Source organism: Dorea sp. YH-dor226 (genome assembly GCF_039832105.1).
Taxonomy (GTDB): Bacteria; Bacillota; Clostridia; order Lachnospirales; family Lachnospiraceae; genus Dorea_A.
The window spans coordinates 101,621-126,093 of sequence record NZ_JBDOHS010000008.1 but is presented as its reverse complement, the minus strand read 5'-3'; the positions used below and the strand labels follow the sequence as shown (position 1 = coordinate 126,093).

The following is a 24,473-nucleotide window of genomic DNA, read 5'->3' as shown; positions in this document are numbered from 1 at the left end:
AACAAGTGAAAAAAGGCGGCACAGTGATTCCGAAGGTAAGCGACTTAGCGTCGCAGGAATCACTGTGTTCGCCTTTTTCACGGTTGGTTATACGCTTTTAACAATTATACCAATCATAAACAGCTATATCATTCTTAAATAGCTCTTGTATATTCTTTCAGCCATTCTCTTTCTTCTTCCGTCAGACGTGGGCCGATCTTTTCATATACGTCCTTGTGGTAATTGTTCAGCCATTCTCTTTCATCTTTGCTCATTTCTTCCGGGTCGATTCCGTCCAGATCGATTGGAGCGAATGTGATGGTCTCAAAGTACATGAACTGTCCGTATTTATTTTTCACACCTTTTCTGACGATGAATTCATTTTCAATACGAATACCAAACTGACCATCTTCGTAGATTCCCGGCTCATCTGTGATAACCATACCCTCTTCTAACTGATGGTGTTCATTCTTGCTTGGAACAACATACCAGCGGAATCCGGTCGGTGCTTCGTGGATATTTCCAAGATATCCGACACCATGTCCGGTACCGCACTGGAAATCCAGATCCAGATCCCAGATCGGGCCTCTTGCAAGCACGTCAAGATTGTATCCATAGCATCCATACAGGAATTTTGCACGGGACAGACGCATCATGGCACGTACAACAGCAGTAAAGTATTTTTTCATCTGATCCTCTACGGAACCAAGAATGAAAGTTCTGGTGATATCTGTAGAACCTTCGTTGTATCCGCCACCGGTATCATTTAAGAAAAATGCGCCGGATTTCAGCTGAACATCCGATTCTTCACTTGGAGAGTAGTGCATCATGGCAGCGTGATCATCAAAAGCACACAGTGGCTCAAAACTGTCACGGATGTAGCCTTCCTGTTCTGCACGTAATTCAGTTAATTTGGCTGCAGAACTTAATTCGGTGATAGTCTCTTTGTCATAGCGTGTTTTGATCCAGTACATGAATTTTGTGATCGCAACACCGTCCTTAATATGCGCCTCCTTGATGTTTTCAAGCTCAACTTCATTCTTCATGGCTTTCATGAGAATAGTCGGATTTGCTGCCTCTACGATCTTACAAGGAATGTTCTTGTACAGAGCATAATTCATTTTCATTGGATCGATCAGAACAACTTTGTCGGAATCCAGTTTTTTCACATCTTCGTAAATATCATTATAAGGATGAATATTTACATTGTTTTTCTTTAATTCTTCGTGAATCTGGTCATTCAGTTTTGAGTCATCTACGTAGAGCTCTACAGCGTCCATGGTTACGGTTGCGTAGGAGAGTAATAACGGGAAGAAATCAATATCATCTCCACGGATATTCAGAAGCCAGCATACATCATCAAGGGATGCAATAATGTGGGTGTCTGCTCCGTTTTCTTCCATCTTTGCTCTTACACGTGCAAGCTTGGAAGCTGTGCTTTCTCCGGAATATTTTTCTTCCAGGAAAAATGCCGGTTTTTTGGAAAGCTCCGGGCGATCCTCCCAGATTGCATCGATCAGATCTTCTGCGTAGTTGATCTGAATATTTTTTGCAGACAGTGCATCTTCATATTCCTGACCTTCACCCATAGAAAGTACACGGCCATCAAATCCTACAGTTCCGCCTTCCGGAACATTTGCATTCAGATATTCCGGGATAGAAGGGGTGTCGCCAACAAACATTTTCATCAGACGGATGCCGCTTCCTTCCAATTCATTGGTTGCCTGGAAGAAATATCTGCCGTCTGTCCAAAGTCCCCCATCATCTTTGGTGATTACAGCAGTGCCGTAGGAGCCGCTGAACCCAGTGATGAATTTTCTTGCCTTAAAATGTTCTCCTACGTATTCGCTCTGGTGAAAATCAGCAGTCGGAACAACGTAAGCGTCGATTCCTTTTTCTGCCATCAGAGCACGCAGTTTCGCAATTCTTTCAGCTACACCTGTCATAATAAAAACCTCCTTAATTTGTAAATGTTTTTATAAAAAGAGGCTCCCGGGAACCCGGGAGCCCTTTCCATCGAAAAGTAAATTCTATTATGTATTGACTTATTTGCCGCCAACCATTTCGTCGAATTTCTTTGTGAATGCTAACATGATCACACCGCAGGCGATGATAACGATAGTTACGATACCATAAGCCTTAACGAATGAGAAGTTAGCCAAGAAGTTGTAAAGCGGTCCATATCCTTTTCCGGAGAAGAAGATGATGAACGGCCATACACCAAGTAATGTTCCAAGAAGTTTCTTAGGAGCATATTTGTTGATGAAAGAGTTTCCAAGTGGTGAGAAGATAACTTCACCAACTGTCATGGCAACTGCTGTCAGAAGGATGATCCAGATACCAACCGGATCCTTTGTTCCTTCGCCGCTGATGATAGCTGCAACAACCATGCATGCTGTACACAGACCAAGAATGATAATTCCAAGTGCTGTCTTTGTGAACATACCCCAGTCACCCTGTGGTCTCTGTTTCATCTTAGCCCAAATACCAGCGAAGACTGGGCAGAGGATGATACAAAAAAGAGCGTTTGCAGAGTCAAACCATGCAGTAGGCATCTGGAAAGAACCAATGTTCCAGTTAGCCCATCCCATACCATACCACCTTGCTCTACCGGACCGAACTCGTAGTAGACTGGCATGTATACCATGTACCAGATCAACCAGAAGATACCGGAGAACAGTGTTACAATCAGGATAGCGATAACACGGTTTTTCTCAAGCTTTGTAAGTGGAGCGTTGTCTTTTTCTTTGTCAGCAGAGTCAACGTCTTCTGTTCTGTTGTCAACAAGGAATGGTTTCTTACCAGCATCGCCGAAGAATCTCATACCGAAGATCCACCATGCACAGTCGATAAATAAGAAGATACCGCAGACGAAGAATAAGAAACGATATCCATAAGACAGTGCAAGAAGGCTAAGGAATGATGTTCCACAGAAAGAACCGATGTTAACGAACATGTACTGGATGTTGAATACAGAGTCCAGTGTGTCCTGGTCAGCTAATGGGAAGAGACGTCCGTTGATACCGGATACGTTTCCTTTGAAGAATCCTGTACCGATTGATAACAGGATGATCATTGCCCAAAGCATTCCGATTCCGTTTGCTTTCCATGCAAGTAAGTAACTGATTCCCATAAGGATCTCTCCGATTGGTACGAGGAGTCTCGGGCTAACCCAACGGTCAGCGATATATCCACCGATAATAGGTGTGATATAAGTGAATGCTACCAGGTTAGAGCTCATTGCTGCACCTACAGATTTGTCAAGACCAAGACCGCCGTTAGCAGCATCGGTTACGATGAAAATCGCAAGTGCCCATTTAGCAGCGTAGTATGCAAATCTTTCAAAAGAGAAAGAAAGGCTACATACATAGAAACCAAATGGCCATTTCTTTTTTGTTGTTTCCATTTTTAACCCTCCAATTAAAAATATAAAAAGTATTCCCCAATGTGATACTTATCTGGTGAAATACGTATCACATTTAGAACCGAGATAAATATACCATAAATTAGATTAAAGTACAATAAAAAGTTAAGGAAAATTTAATGAATAGTGCAAAATTCACAAATTCGTAATATGCTTTAGTGCGATAGAGAATTAGCATGGTATATCAGGAGAATAAATTGACAATCTTTTAACGGAAAACGCCAAAAACAGTTGCAGATTGGAAAGAAAGGATATATAATATAATTGGCAAAAATTTGGTTTTACTTTTTTGAAAAAACCCAACTTATAATATGAAGAAAATGGAGGGCTAGACTATGGGCAACATGGCAACAGAAAGTGCAGCAAGTGCAAGAATCGCTTCTTTACTTGATGCAGGAAGCTTTGTTGAAATCGGTGGCGCAGTGACTGCCAGAAATACTGATTTTAACATGCAGGAAAAAGAAACTCCGGCAGACGGTGTAATTACCGGATATGGAGTGATCGATGGTAATCTGGTGTATGTATACAGCCAGGATGCTTCAGTATTGAATGGAGCAATCGGTGAGATGCATGCAAAGAAGATTGCCAATATCTATGATATGGCAATGAAGATGGGTGCTCCGGTGATCGGACTGGTGGACTGTGCAGGACTGAGACTTCAGGAGGCAACAGATGCACTGGAGGCATTTGGTAAATTATATATGAAGCAGTCAATGGCATCAGGTGTGATTCCGCAGATCACAGCAGTCTTTGGAACCTGTGGCGGAGGGCTTGCGCTTGTTCCTGCTCTTACAGATTTTACATTTATGGAAGCTGCAAAGGCAAAATTATTCGTAAATTCACCGAATGCTATTCCAGGAAACAGCATCGACAAATGTAATACAGCATCTGCAAAATATCAGAGCGAGAATACGGGTCTGGTAGACAGCATCGGAACAGAAGACGAGATCCTTGGTGAGATTCGTGAACTGGTATGTATGCTGCCATGTAATAATGAAGAGGATGCTTCTTATGATGAGTGCACGGATGATCTTAACAGACTGTGTACAGATATTGAAAATGCAACAGAGGATACAGCAATAGCCCTTGCTTCTGTCTCTGACAGTGGAATTTTCTGTGAAGTGAAGAAAGAATATGCCAAAGATATGGTTACCGGATTTATCAAATTAAATGGTATGACGGTCGGTGCAGTGGCAAACCGTTCTAAGGTATACAATGAAGACGCGGAAATAGTTGCCGAATTTGATGGATCTCTGTCTGCTGACGGTGCAGAAAAGGCAGCTGAATTCGTTGAATTTTGTGACGCATTTAATATTCCGGTTCTGACACTTACGAATGTTGCCGGATTTGCGGCAAGTGAATACAATGAAAAGCGTCTTGCAAAAGCAGCGGCAAAGCTGACTTATGCATTTGTTAATGCAACGGTGCCGAAAGTAAATGTAGTGATTGGAAAAGCTTTTGGAAGCGCATATGTAACAATGAACAGCAAATCACTGGGAGCTGATATGGTATATGCATGGCCGGACGCAGAGATCGGCATGATGGATTCTTCTCTTGCGGCTAAGATTATGTACGCAGACGCAGATGCTGCTACGATCAAAGAAAAGGCAGCGGAATACAAAGAATTACAGTCCAGTCCGTTATCTGCGGCAAGAAGAGGCTATGTGGATACGATTATTGAACCGGTTGATACAAGAAAATATGTGATCGGTGCGTTTGAAATGTTATTCACAAAGAGAGAAGATCGTCCGATGAAAAAGCATGGAACGGTTTAGAGAGGTGAGGCAAAGTGAAGAAAAAGTTAAGCGTATTACTCTGTGCAGTGACTGTGATGCTCTGCTTTACCGCTTGCGGAGGAAGTAAGGAGCAGGTACAGTATGACGAGGGCACTGTCACACAGATTGCAGACGGTTTGATTGAGAACTGCAATGGTATGGATGATGCGACAGTGGAAGAATGGAAGAATATGAGCGACTTCAAAGCAGAGCTCATTTTGACACAATATGGTGTTCCTTATACGAGAGACAGCTTTGTCGGAGCAATCGAATCCTGGTCCCAGGCGAAGAAAGACTGCGGTGAATTTGTAAGTCGCGGCGATTACGAGTTTGAAGCTTCTGCGGATGAACTTAAGGTGACTGCAAATGCGGAATTTACAGACCGTGATGCAAAGATTACGTTCGTTTTTGACGAGAATCTGTGCCTGGACAGCCTGACGGTGGATGCAAAATACTCGACGGGTGAGATTATGGAAAAAGCGGGATTGAATACGATCCTTGGTATGGGTACCGTATTTGTTGTACTGATTTTCATCTCTATATTGATCTCATTGTTCAAGTATATTCCTTTGCTTGAAGCAAAGTTAAAAAAACAGCCGGCGGCAGAGAAAAAAGAAGTATCCACACCGGCAGAGGTTTCAGTCGCAGCAGAAGAAGATCTGACGGATGATCTGGAACTTGTGGCAGTCATTGCAGCGGCAATCGCAGCGGCGGAAGGAGCGGCAAGTACAGATGGATTTGTAGTAAGAAGTATTAGACGTCGTCCATCTAATAAATGGCGTGCATAAGAATTAGAAGAATAGATTAGGAGGATAATTCAATGAAAAACTATACAATCACAGTGAACGGTAATGTATATGATGTAACAGTAGAAGAGAACGGAGCAGGTGTGACACCGGCTGCGACAGCGCCAAGAGCAGCTGCAAAAAAAGCTCCGGCAGCACCTAAGGCAGCACCAAAAGCAGCTGCAGGAGCTGGTTCGATTGAAGTAAAAGCAGGAGCTGCAGGAAAAGTATTTAAGATTGAAGCAAATGTTGGACAGAGCGTAAAGAAGGGTGATGCTGTTGTAATCATCGAAGCAATGAAGATGGAGATCCCAGTTGTGGCACCGGAAGACGGAACAGTAGCAAGTATTGATGTTGCAGTAGGCGATGCGATCGAATCTGGAGCTGTTCTGGCTACATTAAACTAATATCATACAGTGATATGATGTTATAACAACACGACTGGAGGTTAAAAAATGGAATATATAACGACAACATTAGGAAACCTCGTGCATCAGACAGCATTTTTCAGTCTTACATGGGGCAATGTGGTCATGATTGCGGTTGCATGTGTTTTCCTGTATCTTGCAATCAGACACGGATTCGAGCCTCTGCTCCTTGTACCAATTGCATTTGGTATGCTGCTGGTTAATATCTATCCGGATATTATGCTCCACGCAGAGGATGCGGCCAATGGAACCGGAGGTCTTCTTTACTACTTCTATGTACTGGATGAATGGTCCATTCTCCCATCTCTGATCTTCATGGGCGTAGGCGCGATGACAGATTTTGGACCACTGATCGCAAACCCGAAGAGCTTCCTTCTGGGAGCAGCAGCACAGTTTGGTATCTTTGCTGCATATCTCGGAGCAATGGCAATGGGATTTTCAGATAAGGCTGCTGCGGCTATCTCTATTATCGGTGGAGCAGATGGACCGACTTCTATCTTCCTTGCCGGTAAGCTTGGTCAGACAGCCCTGATGGGACCGATCGCGGTAGCGGCATATTCGTATATGTCATTGGTACCGATTATTCAGCCGCCAATTATGAAGCTTCTTACAACAGAGAAAGAACGTAAGATCAAGATGGAGCAGTTAAGACCGGTATCTAAGCTGGAAAGAATTCTGTTCCCGGTTATCGTAACGATCGTTGTATGTACGATTCTTCCTACGACTGCACCACTGGTTGGTATGCTGATGCTTGGTAACCTGTTCCGTGAATCAGGAGTTGTAAGACAGCTGACAGAGACGGCTTCCAATGCATTGATGTATATCGTAGTTATCCTGCTGGGAACTTCAGTAGGTGCTACGACGAGTGCAGAGGCATTCCTGAATATTGCTACGATTAAGATTGTTGTTCTCGGACTGATTGCATTTGCATTTGGTACAGCTGCCGGTGTAATATTCGGTAAGCTAATGTGTATTGCAACGCATGGAAAGGTTAACCCACTGATCGGTTCTGCCGGCGTATCCGCAGTTCCGATGGCAGCCAGAGTATCACAGAAGGTTGGAGCAGAAGCTGATCCGACAAACTTCCTTCTGATGCATGCTATGGGACCAAACGTTGCAGGTGTTATCGGTACAGCCGTTGCTGCCGGAACATTTATGGCAATCTTTGGTGTAGGCGTATAAGAGAGATTGAATATTAGGAGGAAAGAAAATGGCTGGAATAGAGAAAAAACCGGTAAAGATTACAGAAACCATTCTGCGTGATGCGCATCAGTCTCTGATCGCGACACGTATGACAACCGAACAGATGCTTCCGATTATTGAAAAAATGGACAAAGTAGGATACCACTCTGTAGAATGTTGGGGTGGTGCTACATTCGACGCATCTCTTCGTTTCTTAAAAGAAGATCCATGGGACAGACTTCGTAAATTCCGTGATGGATTCAAGAATACAAAGCTGCAGATGTTATTCCGTGGACAGAATATTCTCGGATACCGTCCATATGCAGATGATGTGGTGGAATATTTTGTACAGAAATCTGTTGCAAACGGAATTGACATCATCCGTATCTTTGACTGTCTGAATGATCTGCGTAACCTGCAGACAGCTGTAAAGGCAGCAAACAAAGAAAAAGCAGAGGCTCAGGTGGCACTTTCCTATACATTGGGAGATGCTTATACATTAGAGTACTGGGTGGATATTGCCAAGAGAATCCAGGATATGGGAGCAGATTCTATCTGTATCAAGGATATGGCCGGACTTCTGGTACCATATAAGGCAACGGAACTGATCGGAGCGCTGAAAGAAGCAGTGGATCTTCCGATTCAGCTTCATACACATTATACATCAGGTGTTGCTTCCATGACCTATCTGAAAGCAGTAGAGGCCGGTGTTGATGTCATTGATACTGCGATGTCTCCATTTGCACTGGGAACATCTCAGCCTGCAACAGAAGTTATGGTAGAGACATTTAAAGATACTCCGTACGATACAGGACTGGATCAGAAACTTCTTTCTGAGATTGCAGACTACTTCCGTCCGATTCGTGATGAAGCTCTGGAAAGCGGACTTCTGAATCCGAAGAATATGGGAGTTAATATCAAGACTCTGCTGTATCAGGTGCCGGGAGGTATGTTATCTAACCTGACTTCTCAGTTAAAGGAGCAGGGTGCAGAGGATAAGTTCTACGATGTACTTGAAGAGGTTCCAAGAGTGCGTAAAGACCTTGGAGAGCCGCCGCTTGTAACACCGTCTTCTCAGATCGTCGGTACACAGGCAGTGTTTAATGTTCTGATGGGCGAACGTTATAAGATGGCTACAAAAGAGACAAAAGATATCTTAAGCGGAAAATATGGTGAGACTGTTAAACCGTTCAACGAAGAAGTGAAGGAAAAGGTTCTTGGAAAAGATGCAGAAGTTATTACCTGCCGTCCTGCAGATCTGATTCCGGACGAACTGGATACTCTGCGCAAGGAATGTGGACAGTGGATTCAGCAGGATGAGGACGTGCTTTCTTATGCACTGTTCCCGCAGGTGGCTGTTGACTTCTTTAAATACAGAGCCGCACAGCAGACAAAGGTAGATACTGAGATGGCAGATACCAAGAATGGAAGCTATCCGGTATAGGAACGGATTGCTGACAGGGATAAATAAACAGATGAGACCGGAAATCAAGTTCGTTTAACTTGTTTTCCGGTTTTTGTCTATCATGTCGGACTCGGGGTTCTCTACTTGATTATTCTCCCACAAGGCTATATAATAGAAACGATGTCTGGTAGGAAGGTAATGCTAAATGGGAAGCAAGAATGAATTATTGAAAAAAATAGATGACGGTTATCCGAAGTTTAGTAAAGGTCAGAAGAAACTGGCCGATTATATTCGGAAAGCCTATGATAAAGCCGCATTTCTGACGGCGGCAAAGATGGGAGAGGAAGTCGGTGTCAGTGAATCGACGGTCGTTCGATTTGCGACTGCGCTCGGATATGAAGGATATCCGGAATTCCAGAAGGCTCTTGGTGAACTGGTTCGGACGAAACTGAATTCCATTCAGAGAATGGAAGTTACTTATGGAAGGATCAGTCAGGGCGAGATCCTGGCTTCCGTACTTCAGTCAGATATTGAAAAGATCAAGCTTACAATGGAGACGCTTGATCACGATGCATTTGAAATGGCTGTAGATACCATACTGAAAGCAAAAAGAATCTATGTGATCGGTATCAGAAGCTGTTCTCCACTTGCCAGCTTTTTGAGCTTTTATCTGAATCTGATCTGTGAAAATGTGACGGTTGTCAATACTAACAGTTCCAGCGAGATCTTTGAGCAGTTGATTCGGATCAGTGAAAAAGATGTGATTATAGGGATCAGTTTTCCAAGATATTCTATGCGTACATTGAAGGCGCTGGAATTTGCAAGTAACCGGAAGGCTACAGTTATTACGCTGACAGACAGTATCCATTCGCCGATGACACTGTATTCTTCCTGTAATCTGATTGCAAGAAGCGATATGGCTTCGATCGTGGATTCACTGGTTGCGCCTTTGAGTGTTGTGAATGCGCTGGTAGTTGCACTTTGTATGAAGAAACAGAAAGAGGTCATTACAACACTGGAGACACTTGAAGAAATCTGGGACGAATATCAGGTATACAGTAAGGATGAACTGAACATGGTTGGAGATACGATGGAACTGTCGGGAACATCAGTAAGAGAGAATGAGGATAAAGAAGATGAGTAAAGTACTGATCGTGGGCGGCGGTGCTGCCGGTATGTTTGCTTCTTTGGCTGCAGCGGAGAGTGGACATGAAGTCCTTGTGTTTGAAAAAAATGAAAAACTGGGTAAAAAGCTGTTCATTACCGGAAAGGGAAGATGTAACCTGACCAATGCCTGTGATATGGAACAACTGTTTCGGGCAGTGATCTCCAATTCCAAATTTTTATACAGCAGTTTTTATGGCTTTACGAATCAGGATGCGATTGCTTACTTCGAGTCGCTTGGGCTTCGGACGAAGATTGAACGTGGGGAGAGAGTGTTCCCGGTATCAGACCATTCCTCGGATGTCATCCGTGCTCTGTCAGAACGGATGCATTTTCTGGGAGTTCAGGTTTTCCTGAATACAACGGTAAAAGAAATTGTTGAAAAAGAAGGTGTGTTCCACTCTGTTGTGCTGGAAGATGGGAGAAATGTGCATGGTGATGCATGTATCATTGCAACCGGAGGTTTGTCTTATCCAAGTACAGGTTCTACCGGAGATGGTTTCAGGTTTGCAGAAGCACTGGGGCATCAGATTACGGAATGTATGCCATCGCTGGTTCCGATGGAGACGAAGGAACCCTGGGTAAAAGAATTGCAGGGACTGTCTCTTAAAAATGTCAATGTGACGATATGTGACGGGAAAAAGAAGCTCTATGATGAGTTTGGTGAGATGCTTTTTACTCATTATGGAGTCAGCGGACCTCTGATCTTAAGTGCAAGCAGTTATGTGGGTAAAAAATTGAAAGAAAAGGAACTTCAACTGAGTATCGATCTGAAACCAGCACTGTCGGCAGAACAGCTGGATCGCCGTATCCTGAAAGAGTTTGAAGAGAATCAGAACCGGCAGTTCAAAAATGCGATCGGAAGTCTGTTCCCTTCCAAATTAATTCCGGTAATGCTTGGATTAAGCGGGATACCATCGGAGAAAAAAGTAAATGTGATATCGAAGGAAGAGAGAAGTTATTTTGTGAATCTGATCAAGCATTTTTCCATGACGCTGACAGGTCTTCGTGATTATAATGAGGCAATCATTACCAGGGGAGGTGTCCGGACAAAAGAGGTTGATCCGGGTACTATGGAGTCAAAACTGGTGAAGGGTGTCTACTTTGCGGGGGAAGTACTGGACCTGGATGCATTGACGGGTGGATTTAATCTGCAGATTGCATGGTCCACTGCCTATGCGGCGGGAAACAATATAGATTGATACGAAGGAGAAAAGTATGAAGGGAAAATATCAGTTCAAGTATGTAGAAACACAGGAAGTACTGACCGAGTATATGAAAGTGAATGGTTTGCTGAAAATACCAAAAACATATCGAATGGTTGTCACGACAGGCGGGCTGTTTGTATTGACCATTATGCTGCTGAATACGGATGTTCTGAAAAGAAATATTGGAGAGATCTTTCTTTTTGCATTGAAGTTTCTCGTGATATGGGCACTTGTGTTTGCGGCTGCACAGATCGTCGGAAAGACGATTGGTAAAAAAATGGAATTTCTGGCAGCGACGGGTGATGCAGAAACAATCTATGAAAAGAGAATGCAAAAATGGAAAAAACCGGCGGAAGTGAAAATTGACTTTTATGAAGAATGCTGGATCAGTCATGTGCATGGAAACTCACAGACACTTCATTACAGAAATGTTGCCAGAATCATTGAAAGCGAGGAAGTTATTGCAATGATCGTGAATTCAGAAGAAGGCGGACAGAGATTTTTCGCGATTCTGAAAAATGGAATTCTGGATGCGGATATAGAAGAGTTTAAACAGTACCTTTTGGAAAAATGTCACGGAGTGAAAAAAGGAATTGAACAGGTGAGTGTTGCAGAAAAAAAGAAAAAGTAATAATGAGGAGAAAGAATCATGGGATATAATGTGGCGATTGACGGACCGGCAGGTGCGGGGAAGAGCACGATAGCAAAACTGGTAGCGCAGAAAAAGGGTTACATCTATGTTGATACGGGAGCAATGTACCGTGGGCTTGCGATTCATTTTCTGGATCAGGGAATTCAGGCGAATGAGACAGAAAAAGTAATTCTGGCATGTCAGGATGCTGAGGTGACAATCCAGTATGAAAATGGGGTACAGCAGGTGTATCTGAATGGAAGAAATATCACCTCCAGACTGCGGGATGAAGAGGTGGGAAATATGGCATCTGTCACATCTGCAATTCCTCAGGTGCGATCAAAGCTTCTGGAATTACAGCAGAATCTTGCCAGGACGCAGAATGTAATCATGGATGGAAGAGATATCGGAACCTGTGTGCTTCCGAATGCGGATGTTAAGGTGTTTCTGACAGCCAGTGTTCAGACAAGAGCAAAAAGACGTTACGATGAACTCTGTGAAAAGGGAATCGCATGTGATCTTAAGGAAATTGAAGCAGATATTGAGCAGAGAGATCACCGTGATATGACAAGAGAGATCGCACCTCTTAAGCAGGCAGAAGATGCAGTTCTGGTAGACAGTTCCCGCATGACGATCGAAGAAGTGGTAGATGCGATCGTAAAACTGTGTGAATAACATCGAAAGGATAAGAATGGAATCATGAAGATTGAACTTGCAAAAACTGCCGGCTTCTGCTTCGGGGTAAAACGGGCAGTAGATACGGTCTATGCACAGGCCCGGGAGCATGAGGGGGAGAAAATCTATACTTATGGTCCCATCATTCATAACGAAGAAGTCATCAGAGATCTGCAAAAACAGGGAGTGGAAGTGCTCTGTAATGAGAAGGAACTGGATGCGGTTGAATCGGGAATTGTGGTGATTCGCTCGCACGGGGTTCCAAGATATATCTGTGAAAAGATAGAAAAAAGGGGACTGACCTGTGTGGATGCAACCTGTCCGTTTGTAAAGAAGATTCATAAAATTGTGGAAGAGGAAAGCGCCGAGGGAACGCATGTTATTATTATCGGAAATGGCGAGCATCCTGAGGTTCAGGGGATTCGCGGATGGGCCGGCGATCGTGTTACTGTAATACAGACGGCAGAGGATGCGCAGAAGTTTCATCTTGAAGAAAATGCAGGAAAGATATGCATCGTAGCACAGACGACATTTAACTACAATAAATTCAAAGATTTAGTTGAAATTATCTCAAAAAAGGGGTATGATATAATTGTTTTAAATACGATTTGTAATGCGACGAAAGAACGGCAGGAAGAAGCGCGTCACATTGCAGAGAGAGTAGATGCTATGGTTGTGATAGGAGATAAGCGTAGTTCAAATACTCAGAAGTTATTTGAAATCTGTAAAGAAGAATGTTTGAATACGTACTATATACAGACACTTGACGATTTGGATATGAATCAATTAAGGTCCGTGGAAACAGTAGGTATTACAGCAGGGGCATCCACGCCCAAGAAAATAATTGAGGAGGTTCAAAATAATGTCAGAATTAACTTTTGAACAAATGTTGGAAGATTCATTTAAAACAATTAGAAACGGAGAGGTTGTAGATGGTACAGTCATCGATGTAAAACCTGATGAGATCATCTTGAATATAGGTTACAAGGCAGACGGTATCATTACAAGAAGCGAGTACACCAATGAAACAAATGCCGATCTTACAACAATGGTTTCTGTTGGTGACAAGATGTCCGCAAAAGTATTAAAGGTGAATGACGGAGAAGGTCAGGTTCTGCTGACATATAAGAGACTGGCTGCTGAAAAGGGAAATGAAAGATTAAAAGAAGCTTTTGAGAATCATGAAGTATTGAGAGCTCCGGTCGCTCAGATCCTTGGCGGTGGATTAAGCGTAGTGGTTGATGAAGCAAGAGTATTCATCCCTGCAAGTCTTGTGTCTGATACTTATGAAAAAGACCTGAGCAAATATCAGGATCAGGAGATTGAATTCGTAATCAGTGAATTTAATCCCAGAAGAAATCGCGTGATCGGTGACAGAAGACAGCTTCTGGTTGCTGAACGTGCAGAAAAGCAGAAAGAATTGTTTGAGAAGATCCAGGTTGGCGACAGAATGGAAGGAACTGTTAAGAATGTGACAGATTTCGGTGCATTCATTGATCTTGGTGGTGTTGACGGACTTCTTCATATATCTGAAATGTCCTGGGGACGTGTGGAAAATCCTAAGAAAGTATTCCAGGTAGGCGAGAAAGTTGAAGTTATGATCAAAGATATTCATGAGACAAAGATCGCATTAAGCCTGAAGTTCCCTGAGACAAATCCATGGGCAAATGCAGCAGCAGATTATGCTGTTGGAACTGTTATTACAGGTAAAGTTGCAAGAATGACGGATTTTGGTGCATTCGTAGAACTGGCACCGGGTGTGGATGCACTTCTTCATGTTTCTCAGATTTCCAGAGCGCATGTTGATAAACCGTCAGATGTTCTGTCAGTAGGACAGGAGATCACTGCAAAGGTTGTTGACCTGAATGAAGCTGAAAAGAAGATCAGCTTGAGCATGAAGGCTCTTGAGCCGGTTGCTGAAGAGAAAGCGGAGACAGAAAATGTGGATGAAAGTGCTGCTGAATAATAATCAGAAAGCGAACTTTGAATACCGATTATATTAAGATAGAGGCACTATGCCTCTATCTTTTCTATGTTAAAAAATCGACAAGATGTATTTGGAAATATACAAAGGATTTGTCCGTATCTACTGGATAATCGGGGGAAATTCTTGTATAGTATATAAAGAGAAAAAAGGAAGGAAGGAAAAAAGGATGGCATTGTTAACATTTAAGGGTGGTATCCACCCGGATGACGGCAAGAGCCTGGCTAAAGATAAGGCGATTGTCGACGTAAAACCTAAGGGCGATCTGGTATATCCAATGTCCCAGCACATCGGCGCTCCTGCAGCTCCGGTAGTGGCTGTTGGCGATCATGTATTAAAGGGCCAGATGATCGCTGAAGCCGGAGGATTTGTATCCGCGCCTATCTATGCATCAGTTTCTGGTAAGGTCAAAGCAATTGCTCCACATCTGAATCCAACAGGGGGAACTGTAAATAGTATTGTAATTGAGAATGATGGGGAATATCAGGAAGTAGAGTATCCTGCAGTGAAACCGCTGGAAGAGATGAGCAAGGAAGAGATCCTGAACGCGATTGGCAATGCCGGCGTTGTAGGTATGGGTGGTGCAGGTTTCCCGACAAGAGTAAAATTGTCACCGAAGGAACCGGATAAGATTGACTATATTATTGCAAACTGTGCGGAATGTGAACCTTATATTACTGCAGATTACAGAACGATCATGGAGACCCCGGAGAAACTGGTCGGTGGAATGAAGATTGTCCTGAAGCTGTTTGATAATGCGAAGGGACTGTTTGGTGTAGAGGATAATAAGCCGGATTGTATTGAAAAATTAAAAGAGCTTACAAAAGATGAACCACGTATGGAAGTGCTTGCGCTTAAGACGAAGTATCCACAGGGTGGTGAGCGTCAGCTGATTTATGCTACAACAGGAAGAGCAATTAACTCTGCAATGCTTCCTGCAGATGCAGGGTGTGTTGTAGACAACGTAGCTACACTTGTGAGCATCTATCAGGCAGTGGCAGAAGGTAAACCGTCTATGGAGCGTGTTGTTACTGTAAGTGGTGATGCAGTGGCAGAACCAGGAAACTTCAGAGTACCATTTGGTATCAATCAGCAGGAACTGGTTGAAGCAGCAGGCGGATTTAAGACAGAACCGGAAAAACTGATCTCTGGTGGTCCGATGATGGGATTCTCCATGTTCACGCTTGATGTTCCGGTTACCAAGACATCTTCTTCCATTCTTGGATTTACAAAAGACGAAGTTGCGAAGTTTGAGCCTTCCGCATGTATTAACTGCGGACGATGTGTGGATGCATGTCCGAGCCGTCTGATTCCGTCAAGACTTGCCGATTATGCGGAACGTCAGGATGAAGCAACGTTTACAGCTCATGAGGGACTGGAATGTATGGAATGTGGTTCTTGTAGTTTTGTCTGTCCTGCTAAGCGTCCGCTGAAACAGGCGATTGGATCTATGAGAAAGATTGCTTTAGCAAACCGCAAGAAGAAAAAATAAATCAGAAAGAAGAAGAGGTGAACAAACGTGAGTGAGAACAATTTAAAAATGTCATCTTCACCACATATACGTTCCAAAGCTACCACAAGCAACATTATGTTAATGGTAACCGTTGCACTGTTGCCAGCTGCTTTGTTTGGTGTATGGAACTTTAAACTGCCGGCACTTGGAATGTTGATTACCACAACGGTAACGGCAGTTCTGACAGAGTACATATATGAAAGATTGATGCACAAAAAGATCACGGTTGGTGACTGGAGTGCAGTTGTTACAGGATTATTGCTTGGACTTAACATGCCGCCTACAGCACCTTGGTGGATGGGCGCTCTCGGAAGTATCTTTGCAATCCTGATCGTAAAACAGTTGTTTGGCGGATTGGGACAGAATTTCATGAACCCGGCGCTGGGTGCAAGATGTTTCCTGTTGATTTCATTTACAAGTCAGATGACTACATTTGTATATGATGGTGTGACGGGTCCGACTCCTCTTGCTGCTCTGAAGAGTGGAGAGGCTGTGAACAGTATGGATATGCTGATCGGAACAATTCCGGGAACGATCGGAGAAACATCTGTGATCGCAATTATCATCGGTGCGATCTTCCTGATTCTTCTGGGAATCATTGATCTTCGGATTCCGGGAACTTATATCGTGTCATTTGTGATCTTTATTGGTATCTTTGGACATTTTGCGAATCCGGAGATTGGATTCTTTGATCCACAGTATATTACAGCACATCTGTGTGGAGGCGGTCTGATGCTCGGTGCATGGTTTATGGCTACTGATTATGTTACATCACCGATCACGAAGAAAGGACAGTATGTATACGGTGTCCTGCTGGGCGTCCTGACCGGACTGTTCCGTCTCTTTGGTGCTTCCGCAGAGGGTGTTTCCTATGCGATCATCATCAGTAACCTTTTAGTTCCGTTGATCGAGAAGGTTACTCTTCCAAAACCATTCGGTAAAGGAGGAGAGAAATAATGAATAAGATTGTAAAAAATACATTGATCCTTACAATGATTACTTTGATAGCAGGCCTTGCACTCGGTGTCGTATATGAGATTACGAAAGATCCGATTGCTCAGGTACAGGAAAGTGCGAAAAAGGAAGCATGGCAGGCTGTATTTCCTGAGGCGGATCTGGAAGAATTTGAGGCAACAGAGGTTGATCAGGCTGCTGCAGATAAAGCAATCGCTGATATGGGTGTAAACGCAACAATTGATGAAGTATGTATCGTTGGTGAAGAGGGATACGTTATCACAACGACCGATAAGGACGGATTTGGAGGAAGCATTCAGATTACAGTTGGTATCACAGCAGATGGTACGGTGAACGGAGTTTCCATTCTGTCCATCAGCGAGACTGCCGGACTTGGAATGAAAGCGACAGAGCCGGCATTCTATGGTCAGTATGAAGGAAAACAGGCAGAAAAATTTGTAGTATCCAAAGACGGCGGAGACGGAGAACCGATCGATGCGTTAAGCGGTGCAACGATTACTTCAAGAGCAGTAACCGGTGCTGTGAATGCAGCCCTTGGTTATTACCAGAATGCATTTCAATAGGAGGTAGTTAGAGATGAATAAATGTACTGAAAGAGTATATAACGGTCTGATCAAAGAAAATCCTACCTTCGTTTTGATGTTAGGTATGTGTCCGACCCTGGCGGTAACAACATCCGCCATGAACGGTGTAGGTATGGGCCTTTCTACAACGGTCGTACTTGTGCTGTCCAACATGTTGATTTCCATGTTGCGTAAGATTATTCCGGATTCTGTCAGAATGCCGGCGTTTATCGTAGTCGTAGCATCTTTCGTTACAATTGTACAGTTCCTTCTGGAAGGTTTCGTTCCAAGTCTGTATGATTCACTGGGAATTTATATTCCTCTGATCGTAGTTAACTGTATCATTCTTGGACGTGCAGAAAGTTATGCGTCTAAGAATCCGGTAATTCCTTCTATCTTTGATGGAATCGGTATGGGACTTGGATTTACATTCGGACTTACCTGTATCGGTATTGTCCGTGAGCTGATCGGTACTGGCGCTATCTTCGGAGCACAGATTCTTCCTCTTGCAGATACCGCTGCCGGTGTAGGCGGATATGTTCCGGTTACAATCTTCATTCTTCCTCCGGGAGCATTCCTGGTACTTGCATTCCTTGTTGCGGCTATGAACAAGATCCGCAAGAATGCAGAGAAGAAAGGCAAGAAGATTGCAGCACCTCAGGGATGTGGCACAGATTGTGCTTCCTGCGGTGGATGTGAAGGAAAAGTGTTCCCAACAGGAAATGAAAAGTAGGAGGAGTACATAGATGAAAGAATTATTGATTATTGCAATTGGTTCCGCTCTTGTGAATAACGTCGTACTCAGCCAGTTCCTGGGAATCTGTCCGTTCCTTGGTGTTTCCAAGAAGGTAGACACTGCTGCCGGAATGGGTGGTGCGGTTGTATTCGTTATCACAATTGCTTCATTTGTAACAGGTTTAATTTATAAATTTATTCTGACACCGCTTGGATTCGAGTATCTGCAGACGATCGTTTTCATTCTGATCATTGCTGCACTGGTACAGTTCGTAGAGATGTTCCTGAAAAAAGCGATGCCTCCATTGTATAATGCATTGGGAGTATATCTTCCTCTGATCACAACAAACTGTGCGGTTCTTGGTGTAGCACTTACGAACGTACAGAAGGAATATACACTTCTTGAGGGTGTGATCAATGGAGTTGGTACATCTGTCGGATTCCTGATCGCAATTGTGATCATGGCAGGAATTCGTGAGAAGATTGAGTATAACGACATATCAGAATCCTTCCAGGGAACTCCGATCGTTCTGATTACGGCTTGTCTGATGGCGATCGCGTTCTGCGGATTCTCAGGATTATTATAAGAGGAGGCATAACAATGAGTGTTACAGGAATTATTCTTGCTGCGGTAATCGTAGGCGGCACCGGGTTATTCATTGGTGTGTTCCTCGGAATCGCTGGTAAGAAATTTGCAGTAGAAGTAGATGAGAGAGAAGAAGCAATTCTCGGAGTACTTCCGGGAAACAACTGTGGTGGTTGTGGCTACGCTGGTTGTTCCGGCCTTGCCGCTGCGATCGTAAAGGGAGAAGCTGAAGTGGGCGGATGTCCGGTCGGCGGAGCTCCGGTTGCGGCAAAGATCGGAGAGATCATGGGAATTGCTGCAGGCGAACAGGTACATCAGGTGGCTTTTGTAAAATGTGCCGGAACCTGTGATAAGGCAAAACAGGAATATGAGTATCATGGCCTGAAAGACTGTACGATGGTCAATATGATGCAGGACGGCGGTCCGAAGGCATGTAATTACGGATGTCTCGGAGAAGGCAGCTGCGTGAAGGCCTGTCCGTTCGATGCAATCCATATCGTAGACGGTGTGGCTGTAGTAGACAAAGAAGCATGTAAAGCATGTGGAAAATGTATTGCAGTATGTCCAAAGAAGCTGATTGAGCTGGTTCCGTATGAACAGAAGCATCTGGTACAGTGCAGCTCAAGAGATAAAGGTAAAGCCGTAATGCAGGCTTGTTCTGTCGGATGTATCGGATGTAAGATGTGTGAGAAAGTCTGCCAGTTTGAAGCCGTTAAGGTAGAAGGTAATGTTGCACATATCGATCCTGAAAAATGTACAAACTGTGGTGCTTGTGCAGAGAAATGTCCGAAGAAGATCATTCTTTAGGATTTGGATGAAGATATGAAACGGACTTTTCATCAAATGATCTGTGATGCATATTCTCGTTTGAAGAGTGATATCAAAGATTTAAAATGGGCGATTATAATTATAATCGCCTATTTTGCATATCTGAAACTGTTTCTGCACAGTATGTGTCCTATGGTCTGGCTGACAGGCTATCCATGCCCGGCATGCGGACTTACAAGGGCAGCGGTGTGTCTGCTTCATCTGGATCTTGAAGGTGCATGGAACATGCATCCATTTGTCTATGCTGTTGTTGGTTATTTTTTTCTGCTTTTGTGGAACAGGTATATTCTTCTGCGCGACATGGGAAAATACATGAAGCATCTGCTGGTTATGATAGTTGCAGGTATGATTGTTTTCTATATCTGGCGAATGCTGCGGTTTTTTCCGGGAGAACCTCCGATGAGTTATTATTATAATAATATGTGCCTGATGCTTAGAAAGGCGATCACAGGAGTACGGTAAATCTGATTGCAGAAAGAATCGTTCCATGGTAGAATAACAGACAGGAGTAAAATAAGGAGGGGATCTTACAATGGATGAAAATAATAACATGCAGACAAATCAGGGATACCAGGACAATTTTGACTATAATTACAATAATGGCGGGAATCCATCGGTTCCTCAGCCGACAATGGACACCAGCCCGATGTCAATGGGTGACTGGGTATTGACAATTCTTGCATCGTTCATTCCATGTGCGGGGATTATTCTGTATTTGGTATGGGCGTTCAGTAAAAACGGTAATGTGAACAGGAGAAATTATTGTCGTGCGAATCTGGCTATTATGGCAGTGATTCTGGTGGTATATATCGTATTTGCTGCTATCTTCGGAGCAGCGATTGTAAGTGGAATGTAAGAATTTCAAAAGGAATAATTTCAGAAAAAGAGCAATAAAAATGGGACTGTTGAAATGGATCGAGTTTCAACAGTCCCTGCTTTTTCAATTGTATTTCAGTTCTGGAAGTTATCAGAGTAATGTATGGTTTCATCATCTGTAATAAAAACAGCATCTACATCGTCCAGCTGATTGATCAGTTCCATGCCTTTTTCATAACCGAGAAGAAAGCAGGTGGTACTGAGGGCATCTGCGGTCAGAGAAGAATCTGTGATGATGGAAACGCTGTAGAGATTATTTTCACACGGATAGCCGGTTCGGGGATCCAGTATGTGATGATAGAGGATATTGTCCTGTTCAAAATAGCGCTGATAGATACCGGATGTTACAACGGATTCATCCGCAATTTTTACGGCTGTAACAGGTTCTCCGGTTTCATCAAAGGGCTTCTGGATACCGATGTTATAGTCGGATCCGTCTGTTTTGGTTCCCATGGCAAGTACATTTCCACCAAGATTGATCAGTGCGTGTTCGACGCCTTCTTCCTGCAGATATTCCTTTAGCCGGTCAGCAATATATCCTTTGGCCAGAGCACCGACATCAATGCCGGCCTGCGGATCTGTCAGCTGCACAGTATTCCCTTCAATTACGATATTGTGATAGTCAACATGGCTTACAGCTTCTTCAATCGTTTCTTGGGATGGAACAGAAGGGCTTTCGGATTTAAAATCCCAGAGCATGGAGACCGGGGAAATGGTGATATCAAATGCACCATCAGATAATTCACTATAGTAAATGCCGGTTTTAATCAGTGTAAGGGTCTCATCCGATACCTCGACCGGATTGCACTTTGCATTGTTGATTCTGGAAATTTCATTGTCTTCGATTCGATTCGAAAACATGGTGTCATATTTTTGACATAATTCTTTGCAGCCTTCCAATACTTCTGAATCAACAGAATCCAGAATCTGTACTTTAATGACGGTATCAAACAGAGTGTCGGTATATGTCTGGTTTTCCTGCTTTTTTGACATACTGCATCCGGACAGGAGAAGCATAAGAGCAGCCAGAATCGCAATGATTCGTCTGTATTTCATATGAAATCACTCCTTATCAGATCGTCTGTATATGCAGACGTTATTTTTGACACAGGTATTATAGCATGGAATCAGGAAAAAATGAATCCCAGGTTCCTTGTTGCTGAGGAGGAATTCTTGTGCTAGAATAAGGCGTAGACGAAAATGAGGTAGAGCTATGAATAATAGATGGAAAAGAAATGACCTGATTCTGATCCTGGGAATTATCTGTATTGCAGCATTAGCATACCTGCTGCATGAAAGAATGCAGAATGTTGATGATGGGATCGTGGTTGTTAAGGTTGATGGAGAGGAAAAGGGGACCTACCGTCTTTCTGAAGAGCAGACGATAGAAATCAATGGCGGGACGAATATTCTTCAGATTAAAGAGGGAAAAGCCGATATGACAGAGGCGGATTGTCCGGATAAGCTGTGTGTTCATCAGAAAGCAGTGTCGAAGAATGGAGAAAGCATTATCTGTCTGCCGAATAAAGTTGTTATAGAAGTAAAAAGCAGCGAACAAAGTGTGTATGATGCTGTTACAAATTAGGAGGAGATCATGAAAAGCAGAGTGGCATATTTTGGCGTTTTTACTGCACTTGCACTGATCTTCAGTTATGTGGAGACCCTGATTCCGATCAATTTTGGAATTCCGGGAGTGAAGCTGGGGCTGGCTAATCTGATCATCGTAGTTGCTTTATATAAGCTTCCTCTGCAGGAGGTATATCTGTTATCGATCGTTCGGATACTTCTTTCCGGATTTATATTCGGAAATTATTTCAGTATTCTTTACAGCCTGGCGGGAGGACTTCTGAGTCTGTCTGTGATGGCACTGCTGAAGCGTCGGAACAGTTTCAGTGTCATGGGAATCAGTGTGGCAGGAGGCGTTTTTCATAATGTCGGACAGATGACAGTAGCAATGCTGGTTGTTGAGACGTTCAGTGTAGCGTACTATTTTCCGGTCCTGATGATTGCAGGGCTTGTGACAGGGCTTTTGATTGGGATATTATCGAATGAAATGTTAAAAAGACTGAAGAATATAAGATTTTAGGAGGAGTTATGATTGCATATGTACGGGGAACTCTTGCGGCGATGGAAGAGGAACGGGTTATAATTGATGTGGGAGGCATAGGATATGGAGTCTATATGGCAGGACGAGCCATGGGAATGCTGCCGCGTACAGGAAAAGAAGTAAAGATTCACACATATCTGCATGTAAAAGAAGATATGATGCAGCTGTACGGTTTTCTGACGAGGGATGAGTTGTCCGTGTTCCGTATGCTGATCGGGGTAAATGGAATCGGCCCGAAAGGTGCACTTGGAATTTTGTCTGCGCTCAGTCCGGATGATCTGAGATTCGCAGTGGCATCCAATGACGTAAAAGCGATCCAGGCAGCTCCGGGGATTGGAAAGAAGACGGCTGAAAAACTGATCCTGGAACTTAAGGATAAGCTGAAGCTGGAGGATGCACTGGAGCATATCTCAGATGGCGAAATGTCTTCGGTTTCCGGAACTTCTGATGCAGGCTATGCGGAAGTACAGAGTGAAGCAGTGCAGGCTCTGACTGCACTGGGGTATGGAAGTACAGAGGCTTTGAAAGCGGTAAAACAGGTTGAGATCACGGAAGACATGAAAGTAGAGGAAGTATTGAAACAGGCACTCAGAAAAATGATGTTTTAGTACAGGGTGGAAGATGAGATGAGCAGAAGAATTATCACAACAGAGAATCTGGAAGAAGATCAGAGATTTGAAAATCATTTAAGACCGCAGCTTCTGGAAGATTATATCGGACAGGAAAAAGCAAAAGAGATGCTGAAGATCTACATTGAAGCGGCGAAAGCGAGAAATGAGGCACTGGATCATGTACTTTTTTATGGGCCTCCGGGGCTTGGAAAGACAACGCTTGCAGGAATCATTGCAAATGAAATGAATGTTAATATGAAGATCACGTCCGGTCCGGCGATTGAAAAACCCGGAGATATGGCGGCAATCCTGAATAATCTTCAGGAGGGGGATGTGTTGTTTGTTGATGAGATTCACCGGCTGAACCGTCAGGTGGAAGAGGTATTGTATCCGGCGATGGAGGACTTTGCAATCGATATCATGATCGGAAAAGGTGCCGGTGCAAGATCGATTCGCCTGGATCTGCCGAAGTTTACTCTTGTGGGTGCAACGACAAGAGCGGGAATGTTGACTGCCCCGCTTCGGGATCGGTTTGGTGTGGTAAATCGTATGGAATTCTATACGATTGAAGAACTGAAGGCAATCATTGTTCGATCCGCGCAGGTATTGGATGTTGGAATTGATGAAAAAGGTGCTTATGCACTCGCAAGAAGGTCGAGAGGTACTCCGAGACTTGCCAATCGTCTGCTGAAGCGTGTGCGTGATTTTGCACAGGTCAAATATGATGGCTATATTACAGAAGAGGTTGCAGATTATGCACTGGATCTTCTGGATGTGGATAAGGAAGGACTGGATCAGACAGACCGTGGAATCCTGCTCACCATGATTGAAAAGTTTCAGGGAGGTCCGGTCGGACTGGACACACTTGCAGCTGCCATTGGTGAAGATGCGGGAACGATCGAGGATGTGTATGAGCCATATCTTCTGAAAAACGGATTTATACAGAGAACCCCAAGAGGGCGGATCGTAACAGACCATGCATATGTACATCTGGGCATTTTGATTCAAAAATAACGAAAAACAGTTGGTTTTTATTCGA

Annotated in this window: 27 protein-coding genes; 23 read left to right on the top strand and 4 right to left on the bottom strand. The window is 43.6% G+C overall.

Translation table 11 applies throughout. The features are described from left to right. Positions 1-134: 134 nt before the first annotated feature. From ABE547_RS08890 to ABE547_RS08880, 3 genes are all read right to left on the bottom strand, one after another. Positions 135-1,925 carry an aminopeptidase P family N-terminal domain-containing protein gene (locus ABE547_RS08890; protein ID WP_347378438.1) on the bottom strand — a complete coding sequence of 597 codons (1,791 nt, stop codon included), beginning with the start codon at positions 1,923-1,925 and terminating at the stop codon, positions 135-137. 99 nt (positions 1,926-2,024) lie between these two features. Then, complete coding sequence (locus ABE547_RS08885) at positions 2,025-2,534, bottom strand: hypothetical protein (RefSeq protein WP_347378458.1); 510 nt, start codon at positions 2,532-2,534, stop codon at positions 2,025-2,027. Beyond that, positions 2,450-3,385 carry an MFS transporter gene (locus tag ABE547_RS08880; protein ID WP_347378437.1) on the bottom strand — a complete coding sequence of 312 codons (936 nt, stop codon included), beginning with the start codon at positions 3,383-3,385 and terminating at the stop codon, positions 2,450-2,452. The genes ABE547_RS08885 and ABE547_RS08880 overlap by 85 nt, the downstream gene beginning before the upstream one ends. A gap of 353 nt (positions 3,386-3,738) precedes the next feature. Between ABE547_RS08880 and ABE547_RS08875 the strand changes: the two genes are divergently transcribed. The 19 genes from ABE547_RS08875 (at position 3,739) to ABE547_RS08785 (ending at position 20,696) form a co-directional block, all read left to right on the top strand. Then, positions 3,739-5,178, top strand: coding sequence for a carboxyl transferase domain-containing protein (locus ABE547_RS08875; protein WP_347378436.1), 1,440 nt, complete (start codon positions 3,739-3,741; stop codon positions 5,176-5,178). A gap of 14 nt (positions 5,179-5,192) precedes the next feature. Next, on the top strand, positions 5,193-5,966 hold the full coding sequence (locus ABE547_RS08870) for an OadG family transporter subunit (RefSeq protein WP_235247842.1): 774 nt from the start codon (positions 5,193-5,195) through the stop codon (positions 5,964-5,966). Between the two features lie 32 nt (positions 5,967-5,998). Further along, the gene (locus tag ABE547_RS08865; protein ID WP_235247841.1) at positions 5,999-6,370 is read left to right on the top strand and encodes a biotin/lipoyl-containing protein; all 372 of its coding nucleotides are present in this window, start codon (positions 5,999-6,001) and stop codon (positions 6,368-6,370) included. A 48-nt stretch (positions 6,371-6,418) separates the two neighbouring features. Beyond that, positions 6,419-7,573, top strand: a complete 1,155-nt coding sequence (locus ABE547_RS08860) for a sodium ion-translocating decarboxylase subunit beta (protein ID WP_235247840.1) — start codon at positions 6,419-6,421, stop codon at positions 7,571-7,573. Between the two features lie 28 nt (positions 7,574-7,601). Continuing rightward, a complete protein-coding gene (locus ABE547_RS08855; protein WP_347378435.1) occupies positions 7,602-9,017 on the top strand; it encodes an oxaloacetate decarboxylase subunit alpha in 1,416 nt (471 codons plus the stop codon). A 166-nt stretch (positions 9,018-9,183) separates the two neighbouring features. Further along, positions 9,184-10,122, top strand: coding sequence for a MurR/RpiR family transcriptional regulator (locus ABE547_RS08850; RefSeq protein WP_347378434.1), 939 nt, complete (start codon positions 9,184-9,186; stop codon positions 10,120-10,122). Further along, a complete protein-coding gene (locus ABE547_RS08845) occupies positions 10,115-11,344 on the top strand; it encodes an NAD(P)/FAD-dependent oxidoreductase (protein WP_347378433.1) in 1,230 nt (409 codons plus the stop codon). Before ABE547_RS08850 ends, ABE547_RS08845 begins: the two co-directional genes overlap by 8 nt. Positions 11,345-11,360: 16 nt before the next feature. Further along, complete coding sequence (locus ABE547_RS08840; protein WP_347378432.1) at positions 11,361-11,981, top strand: hypothetical protein; 621 nt, start codon at positions 11,361-11,363, stop codon at positions 11,979-11,981. A gap of 18 nt (positions 11,982-11,999) precedes the next feature. Beyond that, entirely contained in the window at positions 12,000-12,656 is a 657-nt protein-coding gene (cmk, locus tag ABE547_RS08835) for a (d)CMP kinase (protein WP_347378431.1), read from the top strand. 24 nt (positions 12,657-12,680) lie between these two features. Further along, positions 12,681-13,538 carry a 4-hydroxy-3-methylbut-2-enyl diphosphate reductase gene (gene ispH, locus ABE547_RS08830; RefSeq protein WP_347378430.1) on the top strand — a complete coding sequence of 286 codons (858 nt, stop codon included), beginning with the start codon at positions 12,681-12,683 and terminating at the stop codon, positions 13,536-13,538. Beyond that, positions 13,519-14,622 (top strand): 30S ribosomal protein S1, encoded by a 1,104-nt coding sequence (gene rpsA, locus ABE547_RS08825; protein ID WP_347378429.1) that lies wholly within the window; start codon positions 13,519-13,521, stop codon positions 14,620-14,622. The genes ispH and rpsA overlap by 20 nt, the downstream gene beginning before the upstream one ends. Positions 14,623-14,809: 187 nt before the next feature. Continuing rightward, entirely contained in the window at positions 14,810-16,132 is a 1,323-nt protein-coding gene (gene rsxC, locus ABE547_RS08820) for an electron transport complex subunit RsxC (protein ID WP_235247828.1), read from the top strand. Between the two features lie 48 nt (positions 16,133-16,180). Beyond that, the gene (locus tag ABE547_RS08815) at positions 16,181-17,110 is read left to right on the top strand and encodes an RnfABCDGE type electron transport complex subunit D (protein WP_347378457.1); all 930 of its coding nucleotides are present in this window, start codon (positions 16,181-16,183) and stop codon (positions 17,108-17,110) included. Further along, complete coding sequence (locus ABE547_RS08810) at positions 17,110-17,691, top strand: RnfABCDGE type electron transport complex subunit G (RefSeq protein ID WP_347378428.1); 582 nt, start codon at positions 17,110-17,112, stop codon at positions 17,689-17,691. The genes ABE547_RS08815 and ABE547_RS08810 overlap by 1 nt, the downstream gene beginning before the upstream one ends. A gap of 13 nt (positions 17,692-17,704) precedes the next feature. Continuing rightward, positions 17,705-18,424, top strand: a complete 720-nt coding sequence (locus ABE547_RS08805; RefSeq protein ID WP_347378427.1) for an electron transport complex subunit E — start codon at positions 17,705-17,707, stop codon at positions 18,422-18,424. A gap of 13 nt (positions 18,425-18,437) precedes the next feature. Beyond that, positions 18,438-19,013 carry an electron transport complex protein RnfA gene (locus ABE547_RS08800; protein ID WP_235247825.1) on the top strand — a complete coding sequence of 192 codons (576 nt, stop codon included), beginning with the start codon at positions 18,438-18,440 and terminating at the stop codon, positions 19,011-19,013. A 14-nt stretch (positions 19,014-19,027) separates the two neighbouring features. After that, the gene (locus tag ABE547_RS08795; protein WP_347378426.1) at positions 19,028-19,819 is read left to right on the top strand and encodes an RnfABCDGE type electron transport complex subunit B; all 792 of its coding nucleotides are present in this window, start codon (positions 19,028-19,030) and stop codon (positions 19,817-19,819) included. A 15-nt stretch (positions 19,820-19,834) separates the two neighbouring features. Further along, positions 19,835-20,302 (top strand): DUF2752 domain-containing protein, encoded by a 468-nt coding sequence (locus ABE547_RS08790; protein ID WP_347378425.1) that lies wholly within the window; start codon positions 19,835-19,837, stop codon positions 20,300-20,302. Between the two features lie 70 nt (positions 20,303-20,372). Beyond that, on the top strand, positions 20,373-20,696 hold the full coding sequence (locus ABE547_RS08785; protein WP_347378424.1) for a hypothetical protein: 324 nt from the start codon (positions 20,373-20,375) through the stop codon (positions 20,694-20,696). A 95-nt stretch (positions 20,697-20,791) separates the two neighbouring features. Here the strand turns inward: ABE547_RS08785 and ABE547_RS08780 are convergent, their stop codons facing one another. Beyond that, the gene (locus tag ABE547_RS08780; protein ID WP_347378423.1) at positions 20,792-21,772 is read right to left on the bottom strand and encodes an FAD:protein FMN transferase; all 981 of its coding nucleotides are present in this window, start codon (positions 21,770-21,772) and stop codon (positions 20,792-20,794) included. 157 nt (positions 21,773-21,929) lie between these two features. Between ABE547_RS08780 and ABE547_RS08775 the strand changes: the two genes are divergently transcribed. From ABE547_RS08775 to ruvB, 4 genes are read left to right on the top strand one after another with little or no spacing between them, the layout of a single operon-like run. Continuing rightward, a complete protein-coding gene (locus ABE547_RS08775) occupies positions 21,930-22,301 on the top strand; it encodes a NusG domain II-containing protein (protein WP_347378422.1) in 372 nt (123 codons plus the stop codon). 9 nt (positions 22,302-22,310) lie between these two features. Further along, entirely contained in the window at positions 22,311-22,802 is a 492-nt protein-coding gene (locus ABE547_RS08770; protein ID WP_347378421.1) for a Gx transporter family protein, read from the top strand. A gap of 8 nt (positions 22,803-22,810) precedes the next feature. Then, positions 22,811-23,431 carry a Holliday junction branch migration protein RuvA gene (gene ruvA, locus ABE547_RS08765; RefSeq protein WP_347378420.1) on the top strand — a complete coding sequence of 207 codons (621 nt, stop codon included), beginning with the start codon at positions 22,811-22,813 and terminating at the stop codon, positions 23,429-23,431. An 18-nt stretch (positions 23,432-23,449) separates the two neighbouring features. Continuing rightward, a complete protein-coding gene (gene ruvB / locus ABE547_RS08760; protein WP_235247814.1) occupies positions 23,450-24,448 on the top strand; it encodes a Holliday junction branch migration DNA helicase RuvB in 999 nt (332 codons plus the stop codon). Positions 24,449-24,473 lie beyond the last annotated feature (25 nt).